Here is a 16,002-nt window from a genome sequence, read left to right as displayed (position 1 = left end):
CGTGGCCGGCGACCAGTTCCTCCCGGGCGTCGGCCGGAGGGGCCATCCGTGTGAACGGCGTTTGCGGTTCGTCTCGCTCTGCCCGATAGCTGGCCTCGGTCATCTGCGCCGTTTCGAGCGCCAGCGTGAACGCCTGCTTGTACAGCGTCCCCAGCCGTTTCGCCGCCCACTCGTAGAGCTCGGTCGAGGAGAACTTGTCCTTAAGGTAGGTTTCGATGTTCGCAGCGTGCTCGGCCTCCGCCTCCTGCGCCTTGAGAGCCTTCTGGGCAAGGTCAACCTGGATGTCGCGCACCACAACCCGCCGGCGCGCCTGCAGCACCCCCAGGGCCGCCTCGTTCAACTCCTGCGTCCAGGTCCGCTCGCGCAGAACCAGCTCGGCCTGTTTGCGATGCACTCCTGCGAGGAACGTGTACATCTCCGCCGCGGCCTTCTTGTTGCGGGCCTTGGCAGAGGCGGCAGCAGCAAAGAACGCGCCGCCGATCGACACCCCGACGCCCGCGCCGAGCGGCTTTGCCGCCGCCTCGAAATTCGGAATGATGCCGAGCACCGCGGCAAGGGTGTCGAGCAGCGACGCATCGAATGTCGCCTTCACCGCCTCGAACCCCGACTCGAGCTCCATCTGCTCTTCCTGCAGCACCTTGCCGGCGGAAAGCTGCCGGATGCCCGAGACGCTTTCGTCCGCTGCGGCGAGGAACAGCCCCGGCGCACCGGCGCCCAGGAAGGCCCCGACCTTGGCGAGGTCTGGGATCACCGAAAGGGACTCGAACTTGATCTTGTCGGCGTCGACGAGAGTCAGCGAGCGCGCGGGCCGCACCTGGAATGGCACGAAGAACAGCGCTTGCTCCGGTCGCTCGCCTAGGAGGTCAGCAAAGTGGTACCAGCGCTCGCGCAGCGAGTCCTCCTCATGCTGTGCCACGTCGCGCTCCGCCTCTGCCTCCTCGACCTGACGCTTGCGCATCTCCGTCATCAGGTCGCTCATTGCCTTTTCGTGGGTAGCGCGCTTGCGGGCGAGATCCTCGACATCGCGCCGCTCGCGTGTCGAAAGCAGCAGCTCGCCCAGCCTGATCACCGCAGCGGTGAGCTCCGCCGCCCGTTGCCGCATCACCGCGTAGCGCTGGCGCGGAAGCGGCTGGGTGATAGCGGAATAGACCAACGAAATGTCGACTCCGGCCGCCACCGCTTCGGCAAACAGCGCCGGATCGACCTGGGGGGAATAGAGCGGCAGCTGTATCTGCACGCCCTCGATGTTCATGCCGTTGCGAACCTTGTACAGCCGGTCGGCGACGAGATCCCAGAGGGCGAGCAGCTTGTCGTTACGCGGAATGCCGAAATAGCCGATGGCGCCGCGCTGCAGGACACCGGTTGAAGCAGCGTCGCCCCCGCCTGCCGAGCTCCCGACCGCGCTGCCCAGCTTACTCTCGAGCGCGAACATGACGTTGCCCATGGCATTGAGGTTGGGCCTGAGTTCGGCATAGCTCATCGCCGGTAGCGTCGCGCGTTGCGGTATCGTCTCGGGCTTCTTGCCCATCTCACGCGCGGCGATCAGGTAGAACGGAAACGCCTGGTTCACGCTTTCCGGGGTGAAGGCCGACAGCAGTTTGTCGCCGGCCGCGACATGCAGCTTTACATCGAGCGCAACCACCCACTTGCGGTAGGCAAGCGGCCTGAGCCGGGCGATGCGGTGCGCCTGGAAGGGATGCAGCCGCATGGCATCGATCTGAGCCAGCACGTTCTGCTTGCGCGGATCGCCATCGGGCAGCGACAGGTACGAGAGCATCGTCTCGAGGCGCGTGCCGTCGATGTTGCGCAGACCCTCGAAGCGCCAGCAGCCCTCGGGGTCGGTTGCGAAGGGCGTGTAGATCGACTGGTGCAGCAGTTCGATGGCGGCCTCGTGCTGGCCGTTCTCTGCGAGCTTGGTCACGAGTGTCACGGGAGCATGGAAGAAGAGTTCCCAGTTGTAGTTGCCGTAGGGCGTAGACTGCGCGAAATCCATGCCTTCGGATGCGGGGGCCGTTACCCGTTCCTTGTTGGGGCTCGCCGTCTTGCTGAAGGTACGGTTGGCAGGCACGGTGCCTTTCTGCATCCCCGGCGTGAGCAGCGCCGGGAGGCCGTCGCGCCGCACCACTTCGACGAACTCGTCGGCGAACGGGTGGTGGAACGGTGTCACCGACAGGTTCAGCGCCGGCACGTCGACCGCCCGGAAAGTCGGTCCGAGGTAGCCGATTTTGTCGATGCTCACCGTGTCCGCCCAGATCGGGGCATCGGGCTTAGCTGCCGTCTCGGCGAAGTAGAGCGGCGTGAAGTCGCTGACCATCGCGGCAACCCAGGGATTCTTGACAGGCTTGCTGGAGGAGGCCACCAGCGGCGCGACCACGGCGAGATCCCAAGGCTTGGTCTGGATTCCCAGGTCCGGCTTGAACTCGGGTTCGGTGACCTGCTCGTAGATGGTGCCGGAGCCCAGGCTCGGCTGCGCCAGATACGAGCGTCCATCGAGATCGAGGAACATCGGCGCGTTGAACTGCGCCTGGTAGAACTGGTTGAGCGTCGTGAACCGCATGTCTTCGCTGGTCGAGAAGAGCTTCTCGCCGTCGGGCTTCTTCGCCGTGGCGACGACCTTGATGTCGCCGCGGGCGCGGAACCCCATGAACGACGCGCTGGCCTTCGAACTGCCGAGCATGCGGAAGTGGTCGCCGCCCATCCCGCCGCCATCGCCGCCAAACACCGTCATTTCACCGGTGCGCGCAAGCGTGAACCAGGCCCGCCCCATGGGACCGGTGGCGCCCGACCGTGTGGCGAGGATGAGATCGAGCGTTTCGCCCTTGGGGTTCGCCTTGAGGACGAACTGCGAGGGGTCGGGATTGCGAGGCGTGTGTGGAACGGCAGCACCCCAGTAGTCGACGATCCCATCGTCGTCCCACTCGAGAGGGACCTCGTCCGACTTGTACCACCAGGTCTCGAACAGCACCGAGGACTGCTGGGGCGGGGCCCAGCCACTAGGTTGCCGGGTCGTCCAGTTGAGCTTGACGTCCCAGTACTTGTTTGACCGCGTGGGCGTCACCTTGAGGTCGACCTGTTGCGGCGGGGGCTGATCGACCTTCCGGCGGAAAGTGGGCCAGAACAGATAGACCTGTCCCCTCCATGCCACCGGCAGGACATGTACGCCGGCCTCCTGCGGTGCCCCCGAGTTGCCGTCGCGGGCCTCCTGGCGGTCCGGATCGATGCCCTCGATCTCGACTTCTATCGGCTCCCAGTTGGTCCACTCCTCGTGATGCTGATAGCGGTTAAGCCGCCGGTAGAAATACTTACGGACGGCCCCGCCGCGCGAGCGCCCCACTACGTGGAGAACCGACTTGAAGTAGAGCGCCTCGCGGCCTTCGAAGGTCTCCTGCAGGTAGGTGCCCATGACCTCGAGGGCCGAGACCATGCTGAATTCGCTGAGCAGGGTGCGGTACGCCATCTCGGCGTTGACGGGAGTGACGTCACCCTGCCCCACCGTCGACTCGAAGGTCTTGAACGCAGGCGACTTGTTGTCCCGCCATGACGGCTCGAGCAGGTCCTCAGGATTGGTAAGGGTCTTGCAGCGCGCCGCCCAGACCGGCTGGCGCGAGATCGTCTTCCATTCCTCGACGTCGATCTGCTCCGGCTCGACGCCGCTGGCGCGCTCGAAACCCATGAGGCAGCGAACCACGTAGATCTGGACCGCAAACATCGCCTGCCGGATGCGTGCGGTCAGCACGAATGGGTTGATACCCGGGTCGATATAGAGCAGGTCGAACAGCTCCTCGGCGCTGCCCAACCCCTCGCGCTGGAGCAGGAAGGCGACGAGCGCGTCGCGGCTCTGCTGGCGGATCGGATCGGAAAGCTGGCGCGATAGGTCGAGCCAGCTCGAACGCGCGTGACGCGACGACACGCCCGAGGTGAGGCTCTTGAGCGCCTGCGGCGTGACCGGATCGGTTGTCAGGGCGACGAGGTCGGCGACCGGCATCGGCACCCGCTGCATCACCCTGAGGCGCTGGCCGAGCGCGTCGAGGGCGGCCACCGGCGCCTTGCGCGCCTGGGCATCGTCAAGGGCGGCCACCCCCGCACGCGGCACCGCTGCGACCAGCTCCGCGCTGCGATCGAGCCAGCTCGCAACCGCTGCGAACGTCGCGTCCACCCAGCCCCTGTTGGCGAGCGCGCGAACGGCCGCCGCGAATGCCGCAGGCCGCCGGGTTTCGGTGGCGAGCCTGACCAGCGCCGGCAACGCTTCGAGCGCTGCCGCAATTGCTGCGGTCTCGGCTGCTCCGCCGGGAATGGTGGCAATGGCCGAAACCGGCAGCACGGCGGCATCGCCGACCGAAAGCAGGAAGCCCGCGGCGTCGAGATCGGCCGCCAGCACCACGACTGCAATCCGGTCAAGGCCGTGCAGCAGCGTGACAACGGGCCCGACATCGGCGCCCTCGGCTCGCCGTGCGGCAAGCAGCGAAATTGCCGGTGCGTCGTCGACGCGCAGCAATGCAGGCCGCGGCGCGCCGTCGACCGTTGCATCCACCAGAAGCCGGCTAACGACTTGCGCCGAAAGATCGAAGGCGCCGCTTACATAGGTCAGCACCGCGCTGCGCCGCCGGACTTCGCCTGCGGCTTTGCGGGCGGCGATCTCCTCGTCGGAGAAAGGACTGCCCGCGGTCGCGCGATCCGCCTCCTCCCGGCGGTCGGCATCGTCGAGCTGGTGCAGCGGATCGAGCAGCTCATTGAGCCCGGAACGGAGGGCCGTAATGGCTTCGTCGCTCCGTCCAGCCTTTGACGGGCGGTTGGCGAGAAGGTCGAGGATATCGGAGGTCCCTCCGATCGTCCGCAACCGCTTCACCCGGGCCACAAGAGAAAGCACCACGTCCGGAGTGAGTGCCGCGGTATCGGTGAGTTTGACCCCACCGGTCGCCGTCACCAGCTTCCCGAGCTCGACGGGTTCGATGGCGAGCGCCTTTGCGAGGACCGCTGCGCGATGGATCGCGGACGCGCTGCCAATAGTGAGCTTTGCGACCCCAAGCGCGGTCGCGAGGCCGGCGAGCTTGTCCACCGACATCGACAGCACCGCCCCAAGGCCGGCGTATCCGTCGGCGACAGGTCGATCCACCGTGAGCGGGGCTCCCTCCGGTCCGCGGCGGAACTCCGGATGGATACGGGCGAGACCCAGGGGCGGAAACAGCGTGTCGTAGAGCGATGCCGTGCCGTGGGTCGAGATGTCGGCCACCAGACTCGCCGCCACTGGCCACGGCACATCGAGCATCGCCTTGAGCTGGCCCAGCCTGGCGAGGTGATCGAGAAGGTCCGCCGTGAATGTCGGGCGCGCGCTGCCGCCCACCGCGCTCAACAGCACGTCGAGGTCCGAAAAGCTGACCTGCATTCGCTTGGCGAGCCGGACGAAACGGTGGAGCGCGAGCCATTCGGCCTCCTCGGCCAACAGGCTGGCGTCGAGGTGCCGCAACCACATCTCGTCAGGACTGCACCCGATTGGCGGCTGCAGCACGATGGTCGTCGACAGACGATCGGCCCGCGCATCGAGCCAGGACTGGACCTCGGCCAGCGTCAGGCCGCCCAGCGCCAGGGCCTTCGCCTCCTCGCTGTCTGGCGCCAGCACGAAGCCGGGCGCCCGGATCGCCTTGAGCTGGTCGACATCAAGGAAGATGCGCGACATCAGTTCGGACGCATTGCCGGTTGGCACCTCGCCGCCGACGAAGCGTGTTCGCACCAGTTCGACCAATTGCACGAAGCTGATCTCGAATGCCTTGAGCAGGGCACGGACGTTCGCGACCCGATCCACCCAGCTGGCGCCGCCACCGAAGAGGTCAGCGGTGGCGACGGGCGCGTCGACGCCGGCAAAGGTCTTTCCGGTCAGGATCTCGTAGTCGCCGCGGAAGAGGCCGAGGAACTCTGCCGTCCACGCCGCCTGCTTTGCCGCGGCGTCTGCGGTCGCAAAAAGGTCGATGACCTCGGCCCGGCTCGTCCCCCCGTGCTTGAGCTGGATGCGGGCCGTCACGAGCAGGCGATCATAGGGTAGCGACATGGGAAAGACCGCCCCACCCAGCACCGCATAGGCGTCGGCCGAGACGTTCTCCGGCGCAGCCGAAAGTTCTGCACCTGTCACCCCGGGGGAGGACTCGTAGGACTTGAGCGGCACATCGCCGCCGCTTGCCACCAAGGTCTCGAGGATCTCGTTGATGAGATCGATGGTCGGAATGGTGGTGTTCGTGTTCTCGCAGGTCAGCTTGATGTGGGCGAGATCCGGCCTGCGGCCGACGATGCCGGGAGGTCCGCCAAGCGTGAGCGACTTGTTCGGGTGGCCGATGAGCACGTCGAGGGGCGTGACCCCTGCGGCGTTGGGAAGGCAGCGCTTGTCGAGGAACTCGAACAGGTCGACGAGATAAGCCGCCGGTCCCGTCACCGAGCGGCAGTCGTCGCAGTCACACATCTCAGCGCCGCCGAACATCTGGTTCCAGTCGACGACGGGCGTGACCACCGCGCCGGCACCACCTTCGCCCTCCCCTTCTTCCTCCGCTGGTGGATCGCCTTCGGCCTCCGTCAGGGAGAGCATGTCGAACGCGCCCGCGGGCAGGACGTCGTTCTCGTCCTGGTAGCCGCCCACGACCAGATTGGCGACCGTATCGGCAATCGCCCGAGACCGGTCGTGCACGTAGGAGAGCAGCACCGAGTCCCCTTCGGTGACGCCTGGAATCTGGCCGACGAAGGCGCTCTTGCTGTACCGGGCGATGTCGAGTGCGCCGTGGAACGGCAGGCCGTTGCTCGACCGCGCCAGGGTCAGCTTACCGAGGATGCCGGGATCAGCACTCACCTTGAACAGCCGCGCGATGCGCCGCACGCCCTCGATGGCCGCTTCCTTCTCGACGCCATCGTTCATCCCCTCGAACAGGACCTCATCATTGCTTGCGACGAGCTCGTCGAAATCGTCCGAAACGAGATCGAACGTGGTCTTGCGAACGGCGGCATTTAACAGGGCAACCGTGCTGGCAGGGACGGCGGCGCGATCCTGCTCCGACCAGTTTTCCGCAAGCCGCGCAACAACGGCGGTCGGGTGTGCCGACTCCATCAGCCCGGCGATCTCACTGACATAGATCGCTTCCGCATTGTCCCCTCCGCCCGGCACACCTCCAACCTCCGCAACAAGCGCGGCGATGCGCTCCCGTCCCACGTTGAGCGCCAGCTCGCGTACCGACCTTGCGGTCGGGGCCTCCGCCTTGAGCGCCGCCACGAGCGCCTTGTTGTTCGCGGTCAGCGTTCCGAGCTGCAGGGTGTACTTGAGGTCTTCGACATCGAAGTCCGGATTGCTCGCGCTGAGCTCAGACCAGAACTGGGCGCCCGTCGCCGCGTTGCGGGCGTTGGCGATCAGCGTCACGCGCTTGTCGGGATCCTCGATGACGGCCGCAATCACCTCGTCGATCGATCCCGACGCCCCGGCGTTCACGTCACGGATCGCGGCCTTGACCGCGGCGCCATGCAGCCTGGCTGCAAGTTCTGCCGGATCATCGAGGCCGGGAATGGTCAGGGCTTCGATGGCGGCCTGCAGCGTCGTTGCCAGTTCCGCCACCGAGTGCGTCGCGAAGGCCCGCGCATCGCGCGCCCCGAGGTGCCGTGCAAGGCCATAGAACGCCGCGGCTGGGACGTTGTCGAAGCGGTCCCCCACCAGACGGTGAGCAAGCACGAGATCGGCAACCCGCTCGACGCTTTCGCCGACCTCGCGTGCCGCAAAGGTGACGTCGCGGCTCTTGGCCTCGTCGAATCCGACGAGCGGAACCCGCTCCGTGAGCGGAGCCAGGGCCGCGATCAGCCGGTCGAACTCCGATTGCCCGCCGGCGCGCAGTCCCGACGCACGGATCCGCACCAGTTCGTCCAGGCGTGCGACGATGCCGAGGCTCTTCTCATCCTCGGGAACGGGAACTGGGCTGCTGATGAAACCACCCGCGCTCACCGGCAGCCTTACGATCTCGTGGTCTTCGATCGGTTCTTCGCCACGGTACAGCACGAAGATGAGGTCGGCACTCTTTCCTGCAGGCGTCTCGGCGTCTTCGGCCGCGAACGCTTCAGCGCTGTAGCGCAGCTCGAAGGCTCCCTCAGGATCGGTTTCCACCGTGCCGAGGTGATCGCGGAATGTGCCAATGTCGCGATCGAAAATCTCGAGCCTGATACCCTCGAGGGGACGACCATCCCGGTCGACGACGGTGCCGCGAACCCGGAAGCCGTCCTGCTCGCCATCCGGCCTCACTACCGGCCGCTCGACCTCTAGATCGACGCGGAGGTCTTCCGCATGTTCGTGGCGATCGCTGCGCGCCAGTTCATGGCCATCGCGAGCATGGGCAGAGACGACGGGGTCGACGAAATCCTTCGCCATGACAATCCCGTCCCAGCCGCCGGTGTACCAGGTCGGATCGTAGAAGGCCTGATAGGCGCCGTCGGCATTGGTGACAGCTTCTGCGCACCAGATGCCGGCGAGGTTGTCGCCATCGGTGACCCGAACGGCCAGCCCCGCGATCGGCCGGCCCTCGGGGTCGACGACCCGCCCCGCGACCCGATAGAATATGCGCTGCTCAAACAGCAGCAGATTGACCGCCTGGGCGGTCGCCGCGTCGACCTCCCCCGGGTTAGGGGCGGCAATGTTGAGCTCCTCCTGCAGGCGCCTGACCATTGCCCTGGTGCCGGGCCCGTAGCTCGACTCCTCTGCCTCGTCGTTGGGAATCTCGGAGTACCCGAGCTTGCGCAGCAGGACGTGCAGGCGACTGACGGCGAGGCCGATCGAACCGATGAGCAGCGTTGCAAGGGCAAAGAGCGGTACGGACATTTCAGCGGACCCCCGACTTCCCGGATTTATTTGTACTTCAGTCTGACAGGTGACTTTCCTACAAGTATTATGCCGGCGTTGCGGTCATTCTTCAGCAGTCGTCCGGCGTTGCTCATTTCACGTTTGTCAGGAACCCAGCTCTTGCCTCCACGAATAGTGTCGACTGTCTGGATATGAACTTTGTCCGTCGCGGACTGCACTGTAACGTCGGCAAAGACGGACCCTGTGTTTCCCCCGTCAGGCCCAGGGAAGCGGACTTCCGGCATTCGGTTGCCTCCCCCCTTCAGCTTGTAGTCATGGGAGATGAAGTCGTCGGCGATCGCCTCGTTCTGTGCCCGGACTTCCGGCTTGCCCAATCGGCCATCAGGATTGGGGACCTTTGGAGTTTTTGCTTTTGGAGTCGCTGGAGCCTTGGGGGTTTTTGGCGCCTTGGGCAGTCCACCGGCTCCGCCCGCACCCATGAACATGAACACCGGTGCCTTCAGTGCCCATTTCGCGTAGGGCTTCAGCGCCGCCCACGCCTTGCGCATCCCGGACTCGACGAGCCCGCTGGCGAAGGTGAAGAAGAGATTCACGGCAAGGTACAGCGCCTGGCCCGCAGCGCTCGCCCCCGATTTCGGGCCACGGCCCTCGGGGATGCCGCCCGAGACGGATTCCGCCGCTTCGTCCTGGCCGAGCAGCGGCGCCGAGATCAGGCCGGCAAACTGCGTGGTGTAGTCCATCTCAGTCAGCGGCACGGCATTGGGATCCTGCGGCCCCTTGCCGGTGCCGCCGACGCCGCTTGTGCCTGGCCCGCCGAGCTCGACATAACCCGATCCGCCGGTGGCCTTGCCTTCGCCGCCTTTGGTCGTGCCCGGTTGCGATACATCGGCCGTTCCGGCCGGATCGCCGGGTCGGTCGACTGGGTCGGTGCCCTTGGCCTCCGCCCCGCCGCTATCAGCGGTGCCGCCCTTGACCCCCTGGTGCGCCGGCGCGCTGACGCCGCCACCCTTGCCGCTGCCCGCCCCTTTCGCACCGCCCTTAGGTCCGCCCTTGAGTTGATAGCTCTGGAAGGCGCCGCCGCGGGTGGCAGCAAATCCTCGCGCCCGCGCCTGCTGTAGCGCGGCATTGTATTTTTGCTGCCGAGGATCGACCGACTCGGTCCCGTCGGGATCGATGAGAATGACCGGCCGGCATCTGGCGTAGATGTAGATGTTGGGCCCGTCGCCAAGGCCTATCGGATCGCAGCTCGTCCAACGCGCCAGCCACGGCGCATAGTAGCGGGCGCCGCTGTAGTAGAGCCCGCTTTCCTCGTCGCGCTCCTTGCCGGTAAAGCGATACCGCTTGGGCGCGTCGCCACGTCCGCGCACCGCCTGGTAGGAAGTGCTGCCATAGGGAGTGTACTCTTCGTAGGAAATGATCCGCGCGGCTTCATCGAGCTCGAGGCTCGCCGATCCAAGGTGGTTGTGGAACTGGTAGCGCACGAGGCGCTTGGGCGATCCGTCGTCGATTGCGTTGCGCGTCTCGATAAATGCGACCCGGCCCTGGTCGTCCTCTATATGGAGCGTTTCGCGCTCGAGCCCGGCTCGCACGCCGGCATGCTGAACGAACAGCTCTGCCACGCCCATATATATGCGCTCGTCCTTGAGGCTACCGTCCGGCCGTTCGGTGACCTTGCGCACCCGCTCGCCGAACGCGTCGTAGACGTAGTACGTGCGCTCCCCGGCTCTGAGTTCGCCCGCTTCGTCGTCATCGTCGACCTTCCGCCTGGCCGTCATCGCCAGTTGATCGATATAGTCCCATGACATGGTCCCCAGCTGCGGCATCGAGAGCATGTTGCCGTGGCCGTCGTAGGTAATCGGCTCGGCCCCACCGCCTACGGCACTGGCGGTCAGCCGGTTCGAGGGGATCCAACTTCCTCCCTCCCTGAGCCTGCTCGCCTCCCGGTACGAGTAGGTCCGCGTCCAGCCGGGGTGGACGGGATTGCTGCCCGCATGTTGCATGCTGAGCAGGTTTCCCGCATCGTCGTAGGTGTAGCGCTCGGTATAGGCGCCCATCGCGGTGCCGTCGGTGGTCGCAAAGCTTCCGGCGCCGACAACGACGCGCCCCGAATCCTCGTAGCGGTGAGGCGCGGGCGGATTGGCGATGCCCGCGGTCTGCCCCAGATGCTCGCGGCCGGTCGCCGACACGATCCGGTACAGCGCATCGTATTCGTAGCGCGCGCTCGGCTCGACGCGGCGGTTGCCGAAAAAGATCGTCTGCTGCGCCCGGTCGATCACCTGGGCGATGTTGCCGACGGGATCGTAGGCAAAGCTCAGGTCCTGCAGGTCCTTGCCTGGCCATCCGGCCGGCGGGTTGGCGGGTGCATCGCCCGGGAACGCGACGGCGTCTCGCCGCGTGGTCAGCCGTTGGAGGCTAAACGTCAGCGGGTCGTAGCGATAGCTGGTGACGACGCCCGTCGCGCCCGCCCCGGCCCCGCAGCCATACGCAACGCTGACCCTCCGCCCCTTGGCGTCGTAGTCAACCGCACTGACCGGAACGAGGGTGGCCGTCGCGACCGGCAGCAGGTCGTCGGGGATCGCCGCCCGGTCGAGCCAGACGCCGATCGTATCGACGAGGCTCGCTTCGTTGTAGGAGGGCTGGACGATGCTGATCGAGGCGCCCGCGACGTCACGGTGCGGCAGGATCAGTTGGATCGGCCGGTCGACGGCGTCGAACCGGTTGCGGGTCCGCCACCTCACGGGCTCAAGCCGCCCCGCAAGGGCCGCCTCGATCGCGGCCGGCGCATCGGGCAGCCCCGACCAATCCACGTTGCCCCGATACTGCGTGCCGCTCGTCAGGCTGCGGCCGGCGGCAAGCTGGTTACCCTTGAAGTCGTGCTGCTCGGCGATGGCCGCACCCGCCTGGTCGAGGCGCAGCCATGTGCGGCCACGGAGGTTACGTGCCTTCGCCTCAGGATGCCCCTCGCCATAGACCACGCGCTCGACGAGGACTTCCTGCTGTGGAGCGCCGGCGACTGTTCCTGCAACATGGCTCCGGATCGGCCGGCGCAGCGCATCATAGGCCATGCGAAACACATGGCCACGATCGTCCCACGCGCGAATTGGCATGCCGCTGACGTCGGGCAGCGTGAAGCGGCGCCCCGCGTCCATGCTCTCTTCGCACAGCCGGTCGCCGAGCAGGTCGTGGAGGGCCGTCTGGATGACCCGGCCGAGCGGGAGGACGACCTCGTTGCCGGCGGCGTCCTTGAACCGCGTCAGCGCGTCCCGCACGGTGATGACGTTGCCTTCGATGTCGAGCTCCACCCGACCCGGCAGCAGGCGGTGCGGACCGTTCGCCGCAGCCGGATCGGGTCCGTTGTCGGCGACGGCGAGAAAACCTCGTCCAAGCACATCGCTGTGGGTGCGCAATGGCGTTCCCACCAGCGCTGCCGACCGGCCCGCCGCTTCCGTCTGCCGCACCCTTTCGTCGGGATCCGAATACCGTGCCGCGAACGCCGCCGCATGCTCGGGTGTCGTGCGCAGGCCATGCCAGGTCGGCAAGTAGGCATTTGCCGGCAGGTGGGCGACGTATCCGGCAAGATCGGCGTCCCCGGCGGGGCCCGTGGCCCCTCCCAGCGTCAGGGTGTCGATGGCGTCGAAGTCGTACCTGCTCCAGGCGTCGAATACGGTCTTGGTCCAGCTGTGGTCGGGGTTGATCACTCCCACCACTCGCTGCAGCGGGTCGTAGAGAGCAATCGCGCTGACGCCGACTGGCACGCCGGGCTCGAAGCGGTGCGTGTCGGTGAACCAGGACTCGTAACTGCGGACCGCCGAGCCCTTGTTGTTGAAGATCGTCCAACCGCTGCTCACCCAGCGCGGGCCCACCGTCTCGTCGCCCATGACGGGCAATCCGTCAGGACCGATCTGGATGTGACCATCGGCATCGCGGTGCGGCACAACACCCGGCTCGGCTTGCATCTTGTGGCCCACCTCGCGCCCAAAACCGTCCGAGTAGGAGAAGGTCAGCCGCAGCCGTGACGGTGCGCCACCCGCAAGCTCGGAGACGTGGGTCTCGCGCGCCAGCGCCACCGTTGCTGGCGGCACCTGCGTGAAGTCGTGCACCAGCCGCGTCGTTGCAGATCCGAGCAACGCCGCGGCCAGCGGAGCGGGATCGTTCGCGGCGAAGAGATCGGCGACATCCTCGGGATCGGGATCGTCGGCGAAGTCCTCGAAGCTGTCGCCCTCGGGGTCGATTGCATCCGCCTTGCCCATCACCGCGGTGCCGACGACAAATCCGAGTGCGTCGAACCGTGCGGCGCTGCGGTTGCCGTTGGGGTCGCTCAGCAGCGTCGGCTGCAGGACGCGGTAGTCGCACGCTGCCTCGATGACATTGCCGACCGCGTCCTCGGACCGAACCGACATCAGGTCGAACTCGTCATAACTGACCTGCGAAGTCGCCCCGAATGGATCCACTGACCGGTAGGGGAGGAAGAAATGCGATCGCGCGAAGGCCAGTTCCGCCGCCGGCGACGCTTCCCCGAGAGGCGACAGGAAGTTCCTTCCCGAAGGCCGCCAGAAGCAACCGTCCGCATCGGTTGCCGGAAACCTGCCGTCTGCCTTGAGCGTCGTGCTCAGCACGTAGCCGCCGCGGTCGCTCCCCGTTCCGACGAGGATTGCAGCAGGGTCGGGCAGCAGGTTCTCGTCGGGCTGGCCGTCACCCTTTCGAATGAGCGCGGCGGCGAGCAGCTTGGGCGTCATGGCAAGCTGGTAGCTTTCGGCGACGAGCCCCTGCCTCCCCATTGTGCCGAGCGCGCTGAATCCGCTCAGATCGTTGCTCCTGAACAGCGTCCGAACATGCTCGATCAGCCTGCGTTGTCGACCCGCCGACGGTCGTTCCAGATAGTCGAGCGGGGTGCTGGCGACGGGCAGGCGACTGAAGCGCGGCGCACCTGGCGATGCATTGGGTTCCACGAAATCGGCCGTGCGGAAGCGGCCACCGCGTCCGGTCCCGGTAAAGCCCGTGAGTTCGTAGCTGAGCGCTTCGTATGCCACCGGCGCGCGGTAGGTATCCGCATCATCGACCGGCGCAGTCAGGCGATCCTCGCCATAGGAAACCAGCGTCGTCGTCTGCCTCGCCCAATCCCATGCTTCGAGCCCCTGGCGTCCCGGGTTCGGGATGCGCTGGAACTGCCCACCCGGCCCTGCTGCCCGTATTTCGGCGCGCCGGCCGTAGGCGACAGTGCACGATTTGAGCACGTTGCCGTAGTCGTCGACCTCCAACGTGAGTTCCTGGCTCGTCCGGGGATCGGACGCGTTGCGCTCGTAATGGAGGTTCAGAGACTCCTCGGCATGCACCATGAAGACTGCGTGCCGATTGGCGCCACGCGGCTGTACGCATCGGACGGCAAACGTGGTGGTGGTCACCTCGTACGGCACGCCCTCGCGCTGGGATCCGTCGTCGGCATAGACCTCCCGCCGCAGCATCATGCCCTTGAGCGCACGCGCCGCCTCCGCGCGCTCAGCGAGGTCCAGGCCCTCGGGCAACTCCGGTTCCGGCGGCAGCAGGTCTGCGGTTTCCTCAGGACCTAGCCCCGGCTCCGCATACCACGCCCCCTTGTCGACGGCGGACAGCAGGCTCGTGAACAGCTCTGGTGCGCCCTGGGTCTCGAGCCACGCTCCGGTGTGGAACCATGTCTTGGTGTGAACCGGCGGCACATGCGATGCCGCTTCCTCGTTGGCGGCGTGAAGCACCCCGTTTGCAGTAAGCGTCGCGAATTGCTCGGTGTCCCACTGCTCCACCATTCCAAAACCGCGAAACTCGCGCTCGGTGCCATCGAAGAAGCCGTCCCGGTAAGCGTAGGTGGAAACGAACAGGCTATCGCTCACCCGATCGCGCGTCTCGACCCGATCGACGACATTCACCGGGAAGGGAAGGCTGGTGATCCAGGGCCGTCCGGCCGCCAGGTCCTTGACATAGAAGCGCGATGAGGAGGCGTACCGGATCGTCGTCTCGGCGCCGAGGTTGTTGGTGATGCGGGTGAGCAGGTGCGGTTTGGTTCCGCCCATGAGGTCGACGTAGCGCAGCGGCCCACTGGCCTCGCCGAGGAGCGGCGACGACCAGACGAGGCACACCGTGCCGTTGCCGAACAGGTCGATCGGCGCGACCGACACGGCGTCGTCGACCCGCAGGCCCGGGACATCCGTGCCTTCCTTGCTCCAGCCGTTGCCCGAGAGGTTGAAGTAGAGGCGTGGGCCTTCGAGGCAAAGGTGGATGATATCGCTGGTCCCGGATCCGTCGATATCGGCGAGCACGATCCGGCGAGGATCAAACGAGCCCTCGCGGCCGAGGTCCGGGGCGCGGTCCATCGTTACCTTGGGTCCAAAGCGGCCGTAGCCGAGATTGGGCCAGTAGCAGACCTCGCGCGCCGTGACCCTTACCAAGTCGGCCAGCCCATCGCCGGTCATGTCGGCGAGATGGATCGCCGCGTCGTTGCTGGCCCGCAGGAGCCGCGGTCCGTTTTCTTCGTCGAGCGGCAGGCCGACCGACCGGCCCTCGCCGAACCCGGCTTCGCCTCCCCCCAGGGCCGCATGCCATATCAGCCGATCGTCGCCGGCTAGCATCAGGTCGAAGCGCCCGTTGCCATCGAGGTCGATGAAGCGCAATTCTGGGTCATTCAGGTCGCGATTGAGGCGGTCGGCGAATGGTCGGTACGGCCCCCAGCCGTCCCTTTCGCGTTCATATATTCCGGGCGCCGGCCCCTCCATGACCAGCAAATCGAGCTGGCCGTCGCCGGAAAGGTCGACGAGCACCCCCTCGCTCAGCCCCACCCCCGGCCGATCTGCGACCTGCTCGACTGGACCCAATCGCCCTTCGCCGTCGTACAACGGGCTCAGGTTGCGCTTGTAGTACCACTGGCCGGCCTGTTCGGTGAGGATGCCGGCGACGCCGTCGCCGTCGAGGTCGACCCATTGATAGACGCCGCCGTCGATGCCCGCCGGCAGGTTCTCGAGGCTCTCGGGATCGATCGTTCCGACCGTGTCGCTGACCTTTGCTGCGCTGTATCCGAACTCGAGCCTGGGGAGGTTCCGTTTCAGGTAGCCGCCGCCCTTGCGCCGATGGCCGGACTGCGTGATCGCACGAAGGTAACTGTAGCTCGGCCCATCGGGCGCGTCGCCGCCTGAATGCTCGAGGGTCATTGACCGAACCAGTGT

2 protein-coding genes are annotated in these 16,002 nt (G+C 66.4%); both read right to left on the bottom strand.

Features of this window, described 5'->3' with window-relative positions; all coding sequences use genetic code 11:
* Positions 1-8,830, bottom strand: an 8,830-nt coding sequence (locus tag AAAB35_RS21970; RefSeq protein WP_340670406.1) for a neuraminidase-like domain-containing protein, incomplete at its 3' end; no start/stop codon positions are given.
* 26 nt (positions 8,831-8,856) lie between these two features.
* Positions 8,857-15,987: a toxin TcdB middle/C-terminal domain-containing protein gene (locus tag AAAB35_RS21965; protein WP_340670405.1), complete on the bottom strand. Its 7,131-nt coding sequence runs from the start codon at positions 15,985-15,987 to the stop codon at positions 8,857-8,859.
* Between the last annotated feature and the right edge of the window lie 15 nt (positions 15,988-16,002).

Source organism: Phyllobacterium sp. (genome assembly GCF_037994425.1).
Taxonomy (GTDB): Bacteria; Pseudomonadota; Alphaproteobacteria; order Rhizobiales; family Rhizobiaceae; genus Phyllobacterium.
This window is presented reverse-complemented; position numbering and strand designations above follow the sequence as displayed.

Bases quoted from the DNA above. Each gene is read 5' to 3' on its own strand.
- AAAB35_RS21965 (WP_340670405.1), bottom strand. From the start codon at position 15,987: ATGACCCTCGAGCATTCAGGCGGCGACGCGCCCGATGGGCCGAGCTAC.